The 17,529-nt window shown below is 41.7% G+C and carries 18 protein-coding genes and 1 other annotated feature; of the genes, 13 read left to right on the top strand and 5 right to left on the bottom strand.

The features are described from left to right. Positions 1-129: 129 nt before the first annotated feature. Together O3670_RS02690 and O3670_RS02685 are read right to left on the bottom strand one after the other, a co-directional pair. Entirely contained in the window at positions 130-1,386 is a 1,257-nt protein-coding gene (locus O3670_RS02690; RefSeq protein WP_037601847.1) for a bifunctional folylpolyglutamate synthase/dihydrofolate synthase, read from the bottom strand. A gap of 44 nt (positions 1,387-1,430) precedes the next feature. After that, a complete protein-coding gene (locus O3670_RS02685) occupies positions 1,431-1,892 on the bottom strand; it encodes a DUF6556 family protein (protein ID WP_022496261.1) in 462 nt (153 codons plus the stop codon). Positions 1,893-2,000: 108 nt separating this feature from the next. On the opposite strand from O3670_RS02685, the gene O3670_RS02680 reads away from it, so the two are divergent. The 13 genes from O3670_RS02680 (at position 2,001) to O3670_RS02620 (ending at position 14,922) form a co-directional block, all read left to right on the top strand. Next, entirely contained in the window at positions 2,001-3,146 is a 1,146-nt protein-coding gene (locus O3670_RS02680; RefSeq protein WP_073685652.1) for a cysteine desulfurase family protein, read from the top strand. A 54-nt stretch (positions 3,147-3,200) separates the two neighbouring features. Then, entirely contained in the window at positions 3,201-4,424 is a 1,224-nt protein-coding gene (gene thiI / locus O3670_RS02675; RefSeq protein ID WP_073685651.1) for a tRNA uracil 4-sulfurtransferase ThiI, read from the top strand. Between the two features lie 104 nt (positions 4,425-4,528). After that, entirely contained in the window at positions 4,529-6,040 is a 1,512-nt protein-coding gene (gene gtfA / locus O3670_RS02670) for an accessory Sec system glycosyltransferase GtfA (protein ID WP_073685650.1), read from the top strand. After that, entirely contained in the window at positions 6,033-7,352 is a 1,320-nt protein-coding gene (gene gtfB / locus O3670_RS02665) for an accessory Sec system glycosylation chaperone GtfB (protein ID WP_002890082.1), read from the top strand. The genes gtfA and gtfB overlap by 8 nt, the downstream gene beginning before the upstream one ends. 4 nt (positions 7,353-7,356) lie before the next feature. Then, positions 7,357-7,893, top strand: a complete 537-nt coding sequence (locus O3670_RS02660; protein WP_002886674.1) for a GNAT family N-acetyltransferase — start codon at positions 7,357-7,359, stop codon at positions 7,891-7,893. A gap of 112 nt (positions 7,894-8,005) precedes the next feature. Then, positions 8,006-8,080, top strand: a sequence feature (ribosomal protein L21 leader region). A gap of 40 nt (positions 8,081-8,120) precedes the next feature. Then, a complete protein-coding gene (gene rplU, locus O3670_RS02655; RefSeq protein WP_002885597.1) occupies positions 8,121-8,435 on the top strand; it encodes a 50S ribosomal protein L21 in 315 nt (104 codons plus the stop codon). Positions 8,436-8,470: 35 nt separating this feature from the next. Next, positions 8,471-8,761, top strand: a complete 291-nt coding sequence (rpmA, locus tag O3670_RS02650) for a 50S ribosomal protein L27 (RefSeq protein ID WP_002885483.1) — start codon at positions 8,471-8,473, stop codon at positions 8,759-8,761. A 56-nt stretch (positions 8,762-8,817) separates the two neighbouring features. Beyond that, on the top strand, positions 8,818-9,513 hold the full coding sequence (locus O3670_RS02645; RefSeq protein ID WP_049545671.1) for a GNAT family N-acetyltransferase: 696 nt from the start codon (positions 8,818-8,820) through the stop codon (positions 9,511-9,513). A gap of 198 nt (positions 9,514-9,711) precedes the next feature. After that, positions 9,712-10,086, top strand: coding sequence for a DUF1149 family protein (locus tag O3670_RS02640; RefSeq protein ID WP_002885550.1), 375 nt, complete (start codon positions 9,712-9,714; stop codon positions 10,084-10,086). Position 10,087: 1 nt separating this feature from the next. Continuing rightward, positions 10,088-10,930: a DegV family protein gene (locus O3670_RS02635; RefSeq protein WP_021144637.1), complete on the top strand. Its 843-nt coding sequence runs from the start codon at positions 10,088-10,090 to the stop codon at positions 10,928-10,930. Between the two features lie 61 nt (positions 10,931-10,991). Next, positions 10,992-11,759, top strand: a complete 768-nt coding sequence (gene dapB, locus O3670_RS02630; RefSeq protein ID WP_049545670.1) for a 4-hydroxy-tetrahydrodipicolinate reductase — start codon at positions 10,992-10,994, stop codon at positions 11,757-11,759. Continuing rightward, the gene (locus O3670_RS02625; protein ID WP_049545669.1) at positions 11,756-12,958 is read left to right on the top strand and encodes a CCA tRNA nucleotidyltransferase; all 1,203 of its coding nucleotides are present in this window, start codon (positions 11,756-11,758) and stop codon (positions 12,956-12,958) included. The genes dapB and O3670_RS02625 overlap by 4 nt, the downstream gene beginning before the upstream one ends. An 83-nt stretch (positions 12,959-13,041) precedes the next feature. Then, entirely contained in the window at positions 13,042-14,922 is a 1,881-nt protein-coding gene (locus tag O3670_RS02620) for an ABC-F family ATP-binding cassette domain-containing protein (RefSeq protein WP_060973350.1), read from the top strand. A gap of 85 nt (positions 14,923-15,007) precedes the next feature. Here O3670_RS02620 and O3670_RS02615 read toward each other — a convergent pair whose 3' ends face one another. The 3 genes from O3670_RS02615 to O3670_RS02605 form a co-directional block, all read right to left on the bottom strand. Beyond that, complete coding sequence (locus O3670_RS02615; RefSeq protein ID WP_002886681.1) at positions 15,008-15,511, bottom strand: HdeD family acid-resistance protein; 504 nt, start codon at positions 15,509-15,511, stop codon at positions 15,008-15,010. A gap of 68 nt (positions 15,512-15,579) precedes the next feature. Then, on the bottom strand, positions 15,580-16,341 hold the full coding sequence (locus O3670_RS02610) for an NUDIX domain-containing protein (protein WP_002890096.1): 762 nt from the start codon (positions 16,339-16,341) through the stop codon (positions 15,580-15,582). Between the two features lie 58 nt (positions 16,342-16,399). Further along, positions 16,400-17,506 (bottom strand): AAA family ATPase, encoded by a 1,107-nt coding sequence (locus tag O3670_RS02605; protein WP_201036482.1) that lies wholly within the window; start codon positions 17,504-17,506, stop codon positions 16,400-16,402. Positions 17,507-17,529 lie beyond the last annotated feature (23 nt).

Here is a 17,529-nt window from a genome sequence, read left to right as displayed (position 1 = left end):
TCAGAAGAATTTGTAACGATGAGATAAAAAGGTGAAGTCTGTCTAGCCAAATAGATAGACTTTTCTTTGTGTTCAAATAACAACCTATATTTTGTGTGTAACTGTATATTGTCTCAATAAAAAAGGCCTTCAGGCCTTTCTTTCGTTAATTAAGTAGTTTCTTACTTCTGAGATAAAATAAAGAGATCCAGTGACAACAAATAGGTCATCAGAATTTGCTGATTCAGCTTGTGCTAGCCAGTCTCTATAGTCGGCTACACGTTTGAAGTCTTTGGGGTAGTCATCCAAGGGCAGTGCTTCAAAAAAGTCAAAGCTGGTTACCGTAATATCGTAATCTTTCAGTTCTTCTAGTAAGTCTGCCAATGGCTTTCGTCTAAGTCCTGCAAAGAGGATGTGGACCCTACGATTAGCGAAGTTATCTTTTAGTACCTGCTTTAAGCTGACAATTCCTTGAGGGTTATGAGCACCATCTAGATAAATGTTATTTCCTATCCACTCACTACGACCAGGCCAGTGTGTGTCACAAATACCATCTTGAATGCTCTTATTAGTAATCTTAGGAAATGTTGGAGTCAAGAGATGGGCAGCAGTGACAGCTAACCCAGCATTGTTTTCTTGATGTCGTCCTAGCATTGGTAGCTTAAGATCTGGACTTTCCCAATGGTCATAAGAAACTTGGATCGTTTGATTGTCTTGCGGAAGCAGCTGAATTTCTCTATCAATGACGGCTAAAGGAGCTTGTAGGTCATGTGATTTTTGGTTGAAAAAATGTTCAACTTCTGTAGAGACACGACCAAGTAAGATAGGTGTGTTTTCTCGCATGACGCCTGCTTTATGATTGGCAATGTCCAAAAGGCTATCGCCCAAGGTCTCAGTGTGATCAAATCCAATCGAAGTACAGATGACAAGCTCTGGCGAAAGGACATTGGTCGAATCAAGGCGTCCACCAATACCTGCTTCAATGATAGCCATATCAACCTGTTTAAGGTCGAAGTAGAGGAACATGAGTAAGGTGACCAACTCGAATTCCGTTGGTCGGTCAAAAGCAGTGTGCTCTTCTAAATCATCGAGAAGAACCTGAGCTTTCGCAACAAGGCTAATCAAATCCTTATCAGGAATTTCTGTGCCGTTAATACTAATACGTTCGTTGAAACGAGTAATATAAGGGGAGGTGAAGGTCCCGACCTGATAACCTGACTTTGTTAGGATATTTTGTAGGTAGCTTGTTGTTGATCCCTTACCGTTGGTCCCGACAATATGCACCGTTGGAAAGTGAGTCTGAGGATTTCCGGCTTGTTTCAAGAGCCAACGCATACGTTCGAGTTGAGGGCGACGGCCATTGCCCTTGAAAGAATGGATAAAATTTAGAGTTTCTGTATAGTTCATAGGATTATAGAAAAAAGGCAGGGTTTCCTAGCCTTTTACATGTCTTAGTTAGAAGCGGCGTCACCAGTTGTTGCACCACCAGTAGTCGCATTGCCAGATGTTGTGTCTGCAGTAGCTGCTGATGAAGAAGTAGTTGTATTGCCACCCGTTGTTGTGTCTGCAGATGACGAATAGGTGTTAGTTCCTGCTTGGCTACTTGTTTCTGTTTCTGAATCAGTCGCATTGCCATAACTAGATGAAGCAGCGCTGGATTCTTGAGTCTTATTATTGCCTTCTTTGATGACTACAGTTGATTGATTGGCTGATGAATCAGAAGTGTCCTTATTTTTAGAGGCTGTGAAATTCATGATGGTGATTGAAGCCACGATGATTGACAAAATTGTCCCGACGGCAGTAAGGACTTTTTGGAAGGCAGTGAAGCCTTTTGTAACGTGTTCAGTCACCTTTGGGGCAGATTTTTTTTCTTCTTTTGATGAATGATTACGGCGTGAGTAATTTTCAGACATGATGCTCTCCTTAAAAATATTTCGTACTTTCTATTATATGATTTTCTCGCAAAAATTGCTAAAAAAATTATGCTATAATAAATAGTAAATAAAAATCGAGGAAAAATCATGATTTATTTTGATAATTCAGCCACTACGGTGCCTTATCCAGAGGCACTTAGAACCTATCAAGAAGTGGCTACTAAAATTTTTGGGAACCCATCCAGCCTGCACCAATTAGGAACATCTGCGACACGTATTTTGGAGGCTTCTCGTAAGCAAGTTGCGGACCTCATTGGAAAATCAGCCGATGAGATTTTCTTTACGTCTGGAGGAACCGAAGGCGACAACTGGGTCATCAAAGGTGTAGCTTTCGAAAAAGAGCCTTACGGCAAACACATCATTGTTTCTGATATTGAGCACCCTGCGGTAAAAGAGTCTGCCAAATGGCTTTCAGAGCATGGTTTCGAAGTGTCCTATGCACCAGTTAATGAGCAAGGATTTGTGGATGTTGAAGCTCTTGCTAGATTATTACGCTCCGACACGATCTTGGTTTCGGTTATGGCCGTTAATAACGAAATCGGATCAATCCAACCTATTCAATCTATCTCGGATATATTGGCTGATGAGCCGACGATATCTTTCCATGTGGATGCTGTTCAGGCTATTGGGAAGATTCCTGTATCAGCTTATTTAACAGACCGTGTTGACTTTGCAACTTTTTCTGGTCACAAGTTCCATGCTGTTCGAGGTGTCGGTTTTGTCTACAAAAAGGCAGGGAAAAAGATTACGCCGCTCTTAACAGGTGGTGGTCAAGAAAAAGACTTTCGTTCAACGACTGAGAATGTTGCTGGCATTGCGAGTATGGCTAAGGCCTTGCGCTTAGTTACTGACAAAGAGGCGTTTTCTCTTCCGAAAATTGCCAAGATGAAAAAAATTATCTTTGACGAATTGGCTAAGTATGAGGACATTACTATTTTCTCAGGTGAGGGTGAAGACTTTGCGCCCAATATTTTGACCTTTGGAATCAAGGGTGTTCGTGGTGAAGTTATTGTCCATGCTTTTGAAGAGCATCAAATCTATATTTCAACGACATCTGCATGTTCATCTAAGGCGGGAAAACCAGCAGGGACTCTCATTTCTATGGGTGTTCCGACTAAATTAGCTCAAACGGCTGTACGTATCAGTCTTGATGATGACAATGATATGGGACAGGTAGAACAGTTTCTCACGATTTTCAAGCAGGTCTACGCCAAGACACAAAAAGTGAGATAGCAAGATTTAAGCAATTAAACAATAAAACTAAATTCAAATGTAAAAGGAAAAGGAATGACACTAACATATTCAGAAATTATGGTTCGCTATGGTGAATTGTCTACCAAGGGCAAAAACCGTATGCGCTTTATCAATAAACTTAGAAATAACATCAAGGATGTTCTATCCATCTATCCAGATGTTAAAGTGACTTTTGACCGAGACCGTGGTCACATCTACCTCAACGGTACAGACTATGAGCCAGTAGCAGAGTCTTTGAAGCAAATTTTTGGTATTCAAGCCTTTAGTCCTGTTTACAAGTTTGAAAAAGATGTCGAGGTCTTGAAAAAGGCTGTTCAAGACATTATGACTGGGCTCTATCGTGACGGTCTTACCTTTAAAGTGACTGCTAAACGTAGTGACCATGATTTTGTTCTCGATAGTCGTGAGCTCAATCTTACTTTAGGAAATGCAGTTTTTGATGTATTGCCTGACATTAAGGCTCAGATGAAGGGCCCAGATGTCAACCTTAAGGTAGAAATTCGTGCCGAGGCGGCTTATATTTCTCACGAGGAAATCAAAGGAGCAGGTGGACTACCTGTAGGGACTGCCGGTAAAGGAATGCTCATGCTTTCAGGTGGGATTGATTCGCCAGTGGCAGGTTATCTTGCACTTAAACGTGGTGTGGATATTGAAGCTGTCCACTTTGCAAGCCCTCCTTATACCAGTCCTGGTGCACTGAAAAAGGCTCAAGATTTGACCCGTAAGTTGACCAAGTTTGGAGGTAATATCCAGTTCATCGAAGTACCATTTACTGAAATCCAAGAGGAAATCAAAGAAAAAGCGCCTGAGGCTTATTTGATGACCTTGACGCGTCGTTTTATGATGCGTATTACTGACCGCATTCGAGAAGAACGTCGAGGTCTTGTGATTATCAATGGTGAGAGTCTTGGTCAGGTTGCTAGTCAGACTATGGAGTCTATGCAGGCGATTAATGCTGTTACATGTACGCCAGTGATTCGTCCAGTTGTCACTATGGACAAGTTGGAAATCATTGATTTGGCACAAAGAATTGATACCTTTGACATTTCCATCCAACCTTTTGAGGATTGCTGTACTATCTTTGCACCTGACCGTCCAAAGACTAATCCAAAAATCAAAAACGTTGAACAATATGAACGTCGTATGGATGTTGAAGCCTTGGTTGAACGTGCGGTTGCGGGAATCATGGTGACTGAAATCACACCTATTGAAGAAGCGCAAGACGAAGTGGATACACTTATTGAAGACTTGCTCTAGTCTAGGAGGATATATACTAACATAGTAGTATTTAGGTGCTACTAGAGTTAGGTATGTCCAAAAAGAAATGTCGATGTTGAGCTTTTACCCAGAAAGGAAAATACATGACTGTTTATAACATCAATTTAGGAATCGGTTGGGCATCAAGTGGTGTTGAGTACGCCCAGGCCTATCGTTCTACAATTTTCAAAAACACAGGTATTAAGGCCAAATTTGTCTTTATGGATATGTTCCTGCAGGACAATCTTTCTGATTTGACCCGTAACATGGGGTTTGAAGATGAAGACGTCATCTGGCTATACAGCTATTTTACAGACCTGAAAATTGCTCCAACGACCTATACTGTCAAGGATTTGGAAAAGGAAATCCCTTATGACATCACGCGTCGTGAGATTAATGGCAAGGTGGTTAAGCTCTTTTGTGCCAAGGAAGATATTTTTTATGCAGCCTACTTGCGTAAAGAGGGTGAAGATATCGTTCACCGTGTGGAAAAAGTATCGCGTGGTTGCTTAATTCGTAAAGACTTTTACTCTTACACTAAGATGTTCACGGAGTACTACACCCCTGTAGATAACAAGGCTCACCTCTATCAACGTCGTTTCTTCAATGAGGATGGTAGTGTTGCTTATGATGAAATTGTTGATGGTAAGGATAGTGTCTTCCGTTTCCCAGATAAGATTTTGTCATCTAAACATGAATTTATCGCCTACTTCATGTCGCAACTTGGTCTAACTGATCAGGATATCGTTATCTTGGACCGTGCCACTGGTACGGGACAGGCTGTTTTCCGTAATACTAAACCTGCTAAGCTTGGAGTTGTTGTCCATGCAGAGCACTTTAGTGAAAATGCTGTGACAGACAAGACTATTCTTTGGAATAACTTCTATGAGTACCAATTCAGCAATGCAGATAAGGTTGATTTCTTCATCACAGCGACAGAGCGTCAACGTAGCATTATGCTAGATCAGTTCAACAAATACACACCATTTACACCTAATATCGTAACGATTCCTGTGGGAAGTTTGGATAAACTGAGAGAGCCTGAGGGAGAGCGTAAACCATTCTCAATCATCACAGCTTCACGTTTGGCCAATGAAAAACACGTAGATTGGTTGGCTAAGGCTGTTGTTAAGGCTAAAGAAAGTCTGCCACAAGTGAACTTTGATATCTTTGGTACAGGTGCTGAAGAAGCTAAGCTTAAGGCCATTATCGAGGAAAATCACGCTCAGGATTACATCCATCTTAAGGGTCACCAAGATTTAACAGAAGTCTACAAGGATTACGAACTTTACCTATCAGGTTCTAAGAGTGAAGGTTTTGGCTTGACACTTCTAGAAGCTGTTGGATCGGGCCTTGGTATGATTGGTTTTGATGTCCGTTATGGGAACCAAACTTTTATCAAGGATAATGAAAATGGTTACTTAATCCCTCGATTTGAAAAAGATGACGAGCTTGCTATTGTGGCTGCCTTGGCAGAGAAAATTGTAGCTTTCTTCAATCGTTCAGATTTAGATCATGTTCATCAAGTCTCTTATGATATGGCCAAAGGCTTTTTGACAGAGGAAATCGAGCAGAAGTGGCTTAACTTAGTAAAGGAGATGACTAATCATGATTAATTTATTTGAGAACTATAGTCAAGGTAGTTGGGATCTCCATTACTCGCTGATTGTCGCTGGCTATGTAAATACAACAGTTTGTCTTTCAGATGATGGCTTTCTGCCTAGTGATGTGACCTCACCTTACCTTTATTTCACTGGTTTTGACAAGGTTCAAGGTTCTGCACTTTACTTTAATCAGGTTCCTGTGCCTGATTACTGGGAAATTTTAGGAACAAATAGCAACGCGGAAATCTTCCGTTTTGATAAGAAACGTGGTCATATTCACTATGCGCATCCTGCTCATCAGCGTCTAGTTAAAGCTGTGGATTGGTATGATGAATCAGGTCGCCTGCGTGTGACTGATCGCTACAATAATAAGGGGTATCGTTTCTCACAAACAACTTACAATGTTAAGCAAGAAGCGACCATTACTAGTTATTTCACTCCAGACAACAAGGAAGTTATCGTCATTAACCATTTGACCAAAGACGTTATCTTGAATTGGAAAGACAAGGTCTACATTTTCAAAAACAAATCGGAGTTTGTAGTCTTTTATCTTAAAGAAGCTGGCTATGATTTGCGACGTATCCTTTATAACTCCTTGTCAACGCCTTTCTTGACAGCTATGAATCTTCCGAATTCTGGTCAAGATGTCCTCTTCTGGCAAGAGCCTATCACTGATTCAGTCCCTGGGAATATGCGCCTCCTTCTTGATAGCAATCACCGTCAAACTAAGATTGTAGTGCAAGAATACACGGCATATACGAATCTTCTAAAGTTGGTTAGTCCAGAGCAGGCTTCTCGCGTGGCCTTTCTCGGATTCATGTATCCATTTGCTCGTCAGAATAATTTCCAAAATCAAGCACTGATCTTGACCAACTCAGATCAGATTGAACACTTGGAAAACATTGTTAGTGAAGTGCCTACCATGCACTACCATATTGGTGCAATCACTGAAATGTCAAGTCGTTTGATGGATTTAGCTAAATATAGTAATGTTAGCCTTTATCCGAATATTACAACAGAACAGGTTAAGCGTCTCTATCAAGAGGCTGATTTCTATTTAGATATTAACCACCAAAATGAAATCCTGTCAGCGACACGTGCTGCCTTTGAAAATAACCTGCTTATCCTGGCTTTCACGAACACAAGCCATGGTCCAGATTATACTGCACCAAGCAATATTTTCTCAGCTATGAATGCTGGGCAATTTAAACAAACCCTTAAAGAAGCCTTGGGCAACCGTGACTTCCTTAGTCACTTGCTTGATCGTCAACGTGAGCATGCTCATGTGGCGACACCAGAAGATTATAAGAAGGTTATTGGTTAGGGAAATGACACTAGAGGTTCGTAACATTTATCCTCTGACACCAACATTCAAGAAGGTCGCTTCACTTTATGAAGCGGCTTTTCCTGTGGAGGAGAGGCTCCCACTCTGGCAATTGTCTTGGAACAGTTTGAAAAATGGACAATCTTTCTTGGCTTATTTTGATCAAGAAGTTTTTATTGGTTTTACCTATGCAATCTGTACTGATAACCTGGTCTACCTACTCTTTCTTGCGGTTGAGGAAAGTAAACAGTCGCAGGGTTACGGTAGTCAAATTTTGGCACAAGTTAGGGAAGAAGCAGGAGAACGACCGTGTGTGCTTACGATTGAACCTATGGATGAGGAGCAAGTCTCTAATCGGGCTCAACGTCTAAAACGTTTAGCATTTTATGAACGAAATGGCTATCAGGCATTGAATCACTTCTATTTTGAAGGAAGTGAACGCTATCAAATTTTGACAACGGATAAGAGCCTTTCCTTAGTTGGTCTGGAGCGGGCTCTAGCTAAGACTTTCCTAGGAAGATATGGAATAAGAGTTGATTAGGGTAATCGTTACTTTGATAAATTTCAATGAGCAGAATAAGAATAATCAAAATAACTTTTTCTCTTGTCATTAGCATGAAAAAATGATAGAATTGTAACGTTGACTAAATGCACGTCCTGTGCAACCGCACGACTACTGTTTACAAGTGGGTTCGCCCCCGCAGTACTAGGCGAGTCTTCACAGAGGGAAACCTCAGACACATTAAAAATTTTAATAGGAGGTGCATCATGAGCACATACGCAATCATCAAAACTGGTGGAAAACAAGTTAAAGTTGAAGTAGGTCAAGCGATCTACGTTGAAAAAATCAACGCTGAAGCTGGATCAGAAGTAACTTTTAACGAAGTTGTTCTTGTCGGTGGTGATAAAACTGTAGTAGGTACTCCAGTTGTTGAGGGAGCTACTGTTGTCGGAACTATCGAAAAACAAGGTAAACAAAAGAAAGTTGTTACTTTCAAATACAAACCTAAAAAAGGTAGCCACCGTAAACAAGGTCACCGTCAACCTTATACAAAAGTTGTTATCAACGCTATCAACGCGTAAGTTAGCGACTAATCACTAAGAAAGGACACAATCTTATGTTGAAAACTCTTGAAAACTTGCAACTTTTCGCCCACAAAAAAGGTGGGGGTTCTACTTCCAATGGTCGTGATTCACAAGCTAAACGTCTTGGTGCTAAAGCAGCTGATGGACAAACTGTATCAGGTGGATCAATCCTTTACCGTCAACGCGGTACACACATCTACCCAGGTGTAAACGTAGGCCGTGGTGGTGACGATACACTCTTCGCTAAAGTTGAAGGTGTTGTACGTTTCGAACGTAAAGGTCGCGACAAAAAACAAGTATCTGTATACCCAGTTGCTAAATAATTCAGCTAAAGTCTGCACTTTTGTGTAGGCTTTTCTTTATGAAAAAGGAGAATCATATGCCTTTAAATCAGTATCAACAAGAAGTGGGACCAAGTTTAAGGGATGTTAGTCCGGGTAAGATGCCTGATGTTGCACTATTAGAAGGCCGTTATTGCAGTGTCGAACATTTAACGGTGGCAGAACATTTTGATGATATTCTAGACTTTTACTTTACCAATCAGATTCTTTCTGATTGGACCTATATGTATGCGGACCCTTTTGAATCTGAAGAAGCTGTACGTCAGTGTTTGGAGGATTATGAGCAATCCCAGAATCCTTATTTCTTTGCCATCAGGGATAAGGCTTCAGATAAAGTTCTAGGAACCTTTTCACTCATGGCTATTACACCCAAAAATCGCAGTGTAGAGATGGGACGAGTGATTTTGGCTCCTGCTATGCAAAAAACTCGGGCAGCCACAGAAGCTCAATACCTGCTTATGAAATATGTTTTTGAAGTCCTCAACTATCGTCGTTATGAGTGGAAATGTGACAGTCTCAACCGCCCTTCTGCCAATGCAGCCATGCGTTTAGGGTTCACCTATGAGGGGCGTTTTCGTAACCATGCTATCTATAAGGGACGCAGCCGTGATACGGACTGGTTCTCGATTATTGACAGTGGGTGGCCAGTACTTAAGAAACGATTTGAGAATTGGCTAGCTCCTGAGAACTTTGATGAAAAGGGGCAGCAGAAACGTTCTTTGAGGGACTGTTAGCTGTCAATGTAAGGCTCTTTTCTGATGAAGGAGCCTTATTTTAGTGTTCTTAGACCTAAATCAAAGCTCCTACTTTTCTAGTGATTATTATTGCTGTCAAACTCGGTCTAAATACTCATTTTTCTGTCAATAATATTCCCATAATAAAGCATATTTATGCTATAATAAAGAGTAATTGTATCAAGGAGAATATGACTAATGGATTTAATTCGCGAAAAAGTATTTGTTAACCGTTACCACTATGATGTTCGTAACCATGAGTGGGAAAAAGAGAATGGTGTGCCTAAAACAAATGTTGAAGTAACTTTCCAGTTGCACAATAAAGATGAAGAAGCTAACAATACGTCTGTTGTAGCTGTTTTGCAATTTATGATTGTCCGAGATGAGTTTGTTATCTCAGGGATTGTTTCTCAAATGGACCATATTCAAAACCGTATCGTCAATGAACCAAAAGACTTCTCACAAGAAGAAGCAGAAGCCTTGGCTGCACCGCTCTTGGATACGCTTCAACGTTTGACTTATGAAGTAACTGAAATTGCCTTGGATCGCCCAGGTATCAACTTGGAGTTCTAAGATGTCTCTTGCAGTTATTACGGATTCATCGGTTAATCTCCCTGCTGAGATTCAGGGCCATGCTGATGTTTATGTTTTAGATATTCCAGTCATCATTGAGGGGCAGCCTTTTGTTGAAGGAAAAAACTTGGATGTCAATCAGTTTTATGAACAAATGGCAAACTCTGAGGAACTGCTCAAGACATCACAACCAAATCTAGCTGACTTGGATAACTTGCTTATGGAGTTGGAGGCGGAAGGTTATACCCATGTCATTGGGCTTTTCCTTTCTTCAGGAATCTCTGGTTTTTGGGCCAATAGTCAGTTTTTGATTGAGGACCATGCCAAGTTGAAGATTGCTTTTCCTGATACAAAAATCACAGCAGCTCCTATGGGAGCTATGGTGAGAAACGTTTTGCATTGGTCAGCCCAAGGAATGTCTTTTGAGAACATTTTGAAGAAGCTTGAGGAGCAAGTTGACCAAACGACGGCCTATATTCTTGTGGATGATCTTAATCATCTGGTTAAGGGTGGTCGTTTGTCGAATGGTTCGGCGATTTTAGGAAATCTTTTGTCCATCAAACCTATTTTGAATTTTAATGACGAAGGAAAAATCGTTGTTTTTGAAAAGGTGCGTACAGAGAAGAAAGCTGTGAAACGTTTGGTTGCCCTAGCTGAGGAAAATCGTGAAATGGAGCTTAGTATCCTTCACACTAATGCTCCTGAAAAAGCTGAGGAATTTAAAAGACAGCTAGAAGCACAGGGAATTAGCGTTTCAACAGTGGTATCCTTATGTGCCGTAATTGCGACACACTTGGGTGAAGGAGCACTAGTGTTAGGTCTAACACCTAAATTTACCAAATAAGTACTATCCATCTGGGATGGGGGCTTGTCTATGATTAAGATCAATAGAGAGGAAAAATGACATGTCTATTAAAGTTATTGTTGCTGGATTTAAAGGAAGAATGGGTTCAACTGCGGTTGAGATGGTCAAGGGAGATGACGAATTGACTTTGGCTGCCTTGCTTGACCCATTTGCGACAGAAAAAGAAGTGGACGGTATTCCTGTCTTCACAGATAAAGCGGATTTGGTTGGCTTTGATGCAGATGTCTGGGTGGATTTCACTATGCCTGCTGTTGCCTATGAAAATACTCGTTTTGCTTTGGAGAATGGTTTTGCACCAGTTGTGGGTACAACAGGATTTACTGAAGCACAAATTCAGGAATTAACAGACCTTTCTAAAGACAAGTCTATTGGTGGTTTGATTGCTCCTAACTTTGCTATTGGTGCTATCTTACTTATGAAGTTTGCGGCAGAAGCTAGCAAATATTTCCCAGATCTTGAAATCATTGAGCTTCACCATGACAAGAAAAAAGATGCGCCTTCAGGTACAGCAGTGAAAACGGCTGAACTTATTCGTGAGGTTCGCGAGACTAAACGTCAGGGAGCTGAGGATGAGGTGGAAACACTTGCTGGGGCACGTGGTGCGGAGTTTGATGGTTTCCGTATTCACAGTGTGCGTTTGCCAGGTCTTGTGGCTCACCAAGAGGTTATCTTTGGTGCCCAAGGAGAAGGATTGACCTTGCGTCACGACTCTTACGACCGCATTTCCTTTATGGGTGGTGTTAATCTTGGGATTAAAGAAGTTGTTAAACGTAATCAGCTTGTTTATGGTTTGGAACATTTGCTATGAGATTAAGTTATTTGCCTTCTGAATTTCAGAAGGCTTTACCAATATTAGAGAAAATTAAGGCTGCAGGGTTTGAGGCTTACTTTGTTGGTGGATCGGTCCGCGATGCCCTTCTCAACCGTCCCATTCACGATGTTGATATTGCTTCGTCTTCTTATCCTGAGGAGACTAAACAGATTTTTGAGCGTACGGTAGACATTGGTATTGAACATGGGACCGTTTTGGTCTTGGAAAATGGCGGTGAGTATGAGGTGACGACCTTCCGAACAGAGGACGTCTATGTGGATTACCGTCGTCCGTCTAGCGTGTCCTTTGTGCGTTCATTGGAAGAAGATCTTAAGCGTCGTGATTTTACAGTCAATGCTTTTGCTCTTAATGAAAATGCTGAGATTATTGATAAGTTCAATGGTCTTGCTGATTTGGACAACCGTGTCTTAAGGGCTGTTGGTAAGGCTGAGGAACGCTTTAACGAGGATGCTCTTCGTATCATGCGGGGACTACGTTTTGCAGCGAGCTTAGATTTCGATATTGAAGAAAAGACTTTTGAGGCTATGACCAGCCATGCTCCTCTTTTGGAAAAGATTTCGATTGAGCGAAGTTTCATCGAGTTCGATAAGTTGCTTTTGGCACCACATTGGAAAAAAGGAATCAAGGCACTTCTAGCAACTAAGGCTTATCAGTATCTTCCAGATTTTCAAGAGACAGCAGAGAAATGGCAGTCTTTTGTATCAGATTATGCTGATGACTTTAGATTTACAAGTTCTGAGCAAGCCTGGGCGGCAACTCTTCTGGCTCTCAAGCACGATAATCCACGTTCTTTTCTTAAAAAATGGAAGACATCTGTTAATTTCCAAAAGACAGTTCAGTCCCTGGTTGACATTTTCAATTTCCGTTTGGAGAGAGCTGTGACCAAGCAAGATGTTTATCAGTATGGTAAGGAACTCTTAGAGGAGGCTGAAACCTTGAGACGGGCTCAGGGCTTGGACGTCGATTATGAGCGTATTGCCGAGTTGGATGGCCAGTTGCTCATCCATGATAAGCACGAAATCGTTGTGAATGGTGGCACACTGATGAAGGAGCTGGGATTCAAACCTGGTCCAGACCTTGGCCGTGCACTTAAGGCTATCGAAAATGCTATCGTTGATGGTCAACTAGCTAATGCCGAGGAAGCCATCATGGCCTTTGTTCAAGCTATGAAATAAGTCTAGAGACGTGATAAAAAAGACACACCGCTACAGAGCATGCGTAGGATCCGTAGCGGTGTTATTTGTAAGAAGGAAGTAAGATGTCAGATTTTATTGTTGAAAAATTAACCAAGTCCGTTGGAGATAAGACGGTTTTTAAAGAGATTTCATTCATTATCCATGATTTGGATCGTATTGGGATTATTGGTGTCAATGGGACAGGTAAGACAACCTTGCTAGATGTTGTCTCTGAGCGTATTGGTTTTGATGGTGATGTGTCACCTTTCACCAAGGCTAATGGCTATAAGATTGCTTATTTGACTCAGGAGCCAGAATTTGATGATAGCAAGACGGTTCTTGAAACTGTCTTGTCATCAGACCTTCGTGAGATGGCTTTGATTCGAGAATATGAAACCCTTATGGCAGAATATTCTGAGGAGAATCAGGCTCGCTTGGAGAAGGTTATGGCAGAGATGGATAGTCTAGATGCTTGGTCCATTGAGAGCGAGGTTAAGACAGTCTTGTCTAAGTTGGGATTGTCAGACCTCTCGCAAAAGGTCGGGGACCTCTCAGGTGGTCTTCGTCGCCGTGTGCAGTTGGCTCAGGTTCTCTTGAATGATGCAGATCTCTTGCTCTTGGATGAGCCAACTAACCATTTGGATATTGATACTATTGCTTGGTTGACTAATTTTCTCAAGTCTTCTAAAAAAACGGTCCTCTTTATTACCCACGACCGTTATTTCTTGGACAATGTGGCCACACGTATCTTTGAGCTAGACCAGGCTAATCTGATTGAATACCAGGGAAATTATCAAGACTATGTGCGTCTAAAGGCTGAACAAGATGAACGAGATGCAGCGGCTCTTCACAAGAAAAAGCAACTCTATAAGCAGGAGTTGGCATGGATGCGAACGCAACCACAGGCACGCGCGACCAAGCAACAAGCTCGTATCAATCGTTTTAAGGAGCTTAAGGGTGAGGTTCACCAAACGGTTAATAATGACGATCTTGAAATTAACTTTGAGACTAGCCGTATTGGTAAGAAGGTGGTTAACTTTGAGCATGTCGATTTTGCTTATGAAGATGGCAAGCAAATTCTCAGTGATTTCAATCTTATCATGCAAAATCGTGATCGTATCGGTATTGTTGGGGATAATGGTGTCGGGAAATCGACCTTGCTCAATCTGATTAATGGCGACCTTGTGCCCACAGCTGGTGTCCTAGATATTGGTGAGACGGTACGTATTGGTTATTTCTCGCAGCAAATTAAGGACATGGATGAGAGCAAGCGTGTCATTAACTACTTGCAAGAAGTTGCAGATGAGGTTAAGACAACGGTTGGAACAACTAGTATCACAGAGCTCTTAGAGCAATTCCTTTTCCCTCGTTCTACCCATGGGACACAGATTGCTAAGCTCTCTGGTGGGGAAAAGAAACGTCTTTATCTACTTAAGATTCTGATTGAAAAGCCTAATGTTCTGCTCTTGGATGAGCCGACAAATGATTTAGACATTGCGACTTTGACGGTTTTGGAAAACTTCCTTAATGGTTTTGGCGGCCCTGTCGTTACCGTAAGTCACGACCGCTATTTCTTGGACAAGGTGGCTAACAAGATTCTAGCCTTTGAAGAGGGTGGTGTGCGAGAGTTCTTTGGTAACTACACTGACTACCTTGATGAAAAAGCCTTCTTCCAAGAGCAAGCAGCCCTCTTAGAGAAGGAAAAAGAGCAAGCTAGCGTTAAAGTTGAGAAAGTCAAAGAAGACAAAAAACGCATGAGCTACTTTGAAAAACAAGAGTGGGCGACCATCGAGGATGAGATTGCTGACCTTGAAGCTAAAATCGAAGAGATTGAAGCAGCCATGCTTGAAAATGCTAGCGATTATGGACAGTTAGCTACCCTTCAACGTGATTTGGATGCTGCTAACGAAACACTACTTGAAAAGTATGAACGCTATGAGTATTTGAGTGAGCTAGAAGGATAAGCTCTTTAGTAATCAAAGTGTGACAAAAGCCCTGCAAATGTGAATTGCAAGGCTTTTTTATGTTTATGTAGTGACTATTTTCTTCCTACCACAAGCGGAACGAAAAGGACAGGACAGAGACCCCCGCGAAGATAATTAAGGAAGCTACCAAGCGTCCAATAAGAAAGGCTGAGAAAAACGGAGCACTAAAGAGCAGGAGTCCAAAGACTAGACAAATCAAGGCGATTGATAGGGCAGGTTGACCTGAGAAGCCGAATTGACGTTGGCGATAAGCTTGAAAGCCTTGCGTAAATGCTGAGACAAGAAGCCACCAAGCGATAATGGTTACAGCTACGCCCGAGAGCACCCATGCTGATGTTGATAGCAGGATAATACCAAAAACGATGGAAATGATACTCTGAAGCAGTTGGAAGAAAGAACGGTTTTCGTTATCTCGTTTAAAATAAACCATGAGACTTGAAACACCAGATACCAGCATCACTAGGGCAAATAGCCAACCAACGATGGCAAGAAGATTTGTAGGATTAGCGAAGAAAAAGACACCCAAGAGTGTAATGAGAATTCCACTAATCAATGTAAAACTTTTCATAGGATACCTCTTATTAATTTTCTTAATACTACTATGTAAGTATCAAATTGTCAAACAAAGACCTTACTTTAGAGTGGCTTGATATGATATGTGTAGGTGGCAGCCTTTCTGGTTCTAGTAGCTACCTGACGACCTGTTTTTTGGAAGAGGTGTTTAAAGCGACGCAAGAAATTTGTGGAATCCATCTTGAGGTAGTCTTCATTGAAGGTACCAAAAAGTTGGCGGTAGGTGGTCAAGGTGTTTTCCTCGGGCATAATGGAAAGGATAGTTGGATAGTATTCGAGTCGTCCCTTGATACGTTCCATAGCTGTTAAGAGAATTTCCCAATGGTCAAAGGCAAGGTCATCATGTGACAGCGTCTTGTCACCATCAACAAGTTGCAGTTGACCGTCTACCATGGCAATGTCTAACCAATGCGTAGACGCAGCATCGTCGGCAGCCTTTTCCACTTGAATGTCATTGAAGGTCATGAAGCAGAGGTAAGCCACTGTAATGGTCCACATTCGAGGATCCCGATAAGGTGTTCCCACAGTAATGAGTTGCTCAATATGATCAGGGTTGAGTGTAATGGATGTTTCCTCCTGTACTTCGCGACAGACAGCTAGATTGAGATCTTCTTGCTCCTGAACGAAGCCACCACTGAAGGCGTATTTCCCCATGAAGGGATGGTTTTTTCGCTTGATAAGTAAGGTTTGGACTCTTCCTTCATAATAGCGGAAGATGACCGAGTCAACGGTCACTGAGGGCTTAACGTACTTATCCATTTCCTCTCGCTGATAGATGTCCAAAAATTCCTTTTCGCTACCAGAGTTTTCGAAGGTTCTAGTCATATGTTTCCTCCATGTTTGTATTGTAAGTTTTAAGTGATGATTACGTTGGATTGGTCCTTTAAATCTCGATGTGTAGACGTTCCTTGATTGCTTTTTTGGCATTGTGGTAGTTGTCCGCAAAGAAGCTGTCACTATTACTATTTTCCCCTAAAATAACGATTTTATCCTTGAATGGTGATAGGAGGTCTAAGAGATGCTTGGTAAACCAGTCACGTGTTTGGCTATCAGCCATAGTCATGTCACGGAAGCCATCATCCACATAGTTTGATTTTGGCAGAATTACAAAAATCAAATCCCATTTTTCACGGGCTTGAGTTACCTGATAGAGCCGATCCAGCATATCAAATTCTTCTTTAGAAATATTTTCTTTCAAATAGTAGTCGATATAAACTTTCGTGACTGTTGAGTTGGTATCGGCAAAGATAAGTCCTGAGTGCTGCCCTTTATCAATGATATCAGAGGTCTGGGCATATTGATCTGTTAGGAGGTGAATATAATCGTTAGTATCTAACTCGTCATCTCGTACATTATACTTTTCTTGATACTCCCTAGCATATTCAAGAGAGCAGGGAGCGTTGTAAGTTCGGGCCAAATCTTTAACAAGAGTAGTTTTTCCACCACTAGCAGAGCCCACGACAAGGACCTTATGAGTAAAGTGACGACGGAAAGGCTTGGTGATAAAACGCCAATTTTCCATAGGATTGTCGCGAATCTCGGTAGCAGAGATGTTGATAATAGAGCGTTCGATGAGTTCTACCTGAGCTTGAGGATAATAGCGATTGAGCTCGGTCACATACTCTGGCTCTCCAACATAGAAGGTAATCTTTTCAGGATTATCCGTATTTTTAGAGATAAGCTCTTTGACACGATTAACCCAAGGTACCCATCCCTCGGGATAGGCTGGCATCCTAGCCTCATCCAGTTTATCCACAACGACTAATTCATCATCATAGAAAACTTCTCGAACATAACGGAAACGGCGGTTGAGCGATAGGCCTGCGCGTGTCCCCCGATCTTCTTGTGTGTTACTGCCACTTACGATGACGAGCACATTGTCATTAGCGCGTTTTGCCTTGGTAATAAGGTCAACGTGCCCAACATGCATTGGAGCGAAAGTTCCAAAAACAATGCCGATGTGCTTTCCTGATAATTGCTTTCTTTTCATAAAAAATGATCCTTTTCAAGATT

Origin of the sequence: Streptococcus sp. 27098_8_74, from assembly GCF_041431705.1 — a bacterium.
GTDB classification, from domain to species: domain Bacteria; phylum Bacillota; class Bacilli; order Lactobacillales; family Streptococcaceae; genus Streptococcus; species Streptococcus salivarius_E.
Note: the sequence above shows the minus strand (reverse complement) of the source record. Positions and strands in the feature narration are given on the sequence as shown.

Coding starts and splice junctions, on each gene's coding strand:
- O3670_RS02690 (WP_037601847.1), bottom strand. CDS start 1,386: ATGAACTATACAGAAACTCTAAATTTTATCCATTCTTTCAAGGGCAAT.
- O3670_RS02685 (WP_022496261.1), bottom strand. CDS start 1,892: ATGTCTGAAAATTACTCACGCCGTAATCATTCATCAAAAGAAGAAAAA.
- O3670_RS02680 (WP_073685652.1), top strand. CDS start 2,001: ATGATTTATTTTGATAATTCAGCCACTACGGTGCCTTATCCAGAGGCA.
- thiI (WP_073685651.1), top strand. CDS start 3,201: ATGACACTAACATATTCAGAAATTATGGTTCGCTATGGTGAATTGTCT.
- gtfA (WP_073685650.1), top strand. CDS start 4,529: ATGACTGTTTATAACATCAATTTAGGAATCGGTTGGGCATCAAGTGGT.
- gtfB (WP_002890082.1), top strand. CDS start 6,033: ATGATTAATTTATTTGAGAACTATAGTCAAGGTAGTTGGGATCTCCAT.
- O3670_RS02660 (WP_002886674.1), top strand. CDS start 7,357: ATGACACTAGAGGTTCGTAACATTTATCCTCTGACACCAACATTCAAG.
- rplU (WP_002885597.1), top strand. CDS start 8,121: ATGAGCACATACGCAATCATCAAAACTGGTGGAAAACAAGTTAAAGTT.
- rpmA (WP_002885483.1), top strand. CDS start 8,471: ATGTTGAAAACTCTTGAAAACTTGCAACTTTTCGCCCACAAAAAAGGT.
- O3670_RS02645 (WP_049545671.1), top strand. CDS start 8,818: ATGCCTTTAAATCAGTATCAACAAGAAGTGGGACCAAGTTTAAGGGAT.
- O3670_RS02640 (WP_002885550.1), top strand. CDS start 9,712: ATGGATTTAATTCGCGAAAAAGTATTTGTTAACCGTTACCACTATGAT.
- O3670_RS02635 (WP_021144637.1), top strand. CDS start 10,088: ATGTCTCTTGCAGTTATTACGGATTCATCGGTTAATCTCCCTGCTGAG.
- dapB (WP_049545670.1), top strand. CDS start 10,992: ATGTCTATTAAAGTTATTGTTGCTGGATTTAAAGGAAGAATGGGTTCA.
- O3670_RS02625 (WP_049545669.1), top strand. CDS start 11,756: ATGAGATTAAGTTATTTGCCTTCTGAATTTCAGAAGGCTTTACCAATA.
- O3670_RS02620 (WP_060973350.1), top strand. CDS start 13,042: ATGTCAGATTTTATTGTTGAAAAATTAACCAAGTCCGTTGGAGATAAG.
- O3670_RS02615 (WP_002886681.1), bottom strand. CDS start 15,511: ATGAAAAGTTTTACATTGATTAGTGGAATTCTCATTACACTCTTGGGT.
- O3670_RS02610 (WP_002890096.1), bottom strand. CDS start 16,341: ATGACTAGAACCTTCGAAAACTCTGGTAGCGAAAAGGAATTTTTGGAC.
- O3670_RS02605 (WP_201036482.1), bottom strand. CDS start 17,506: ATGAAAAGAAAGCAATTATCAGGAAAGCACATCGGCATTGTTTTTGGA.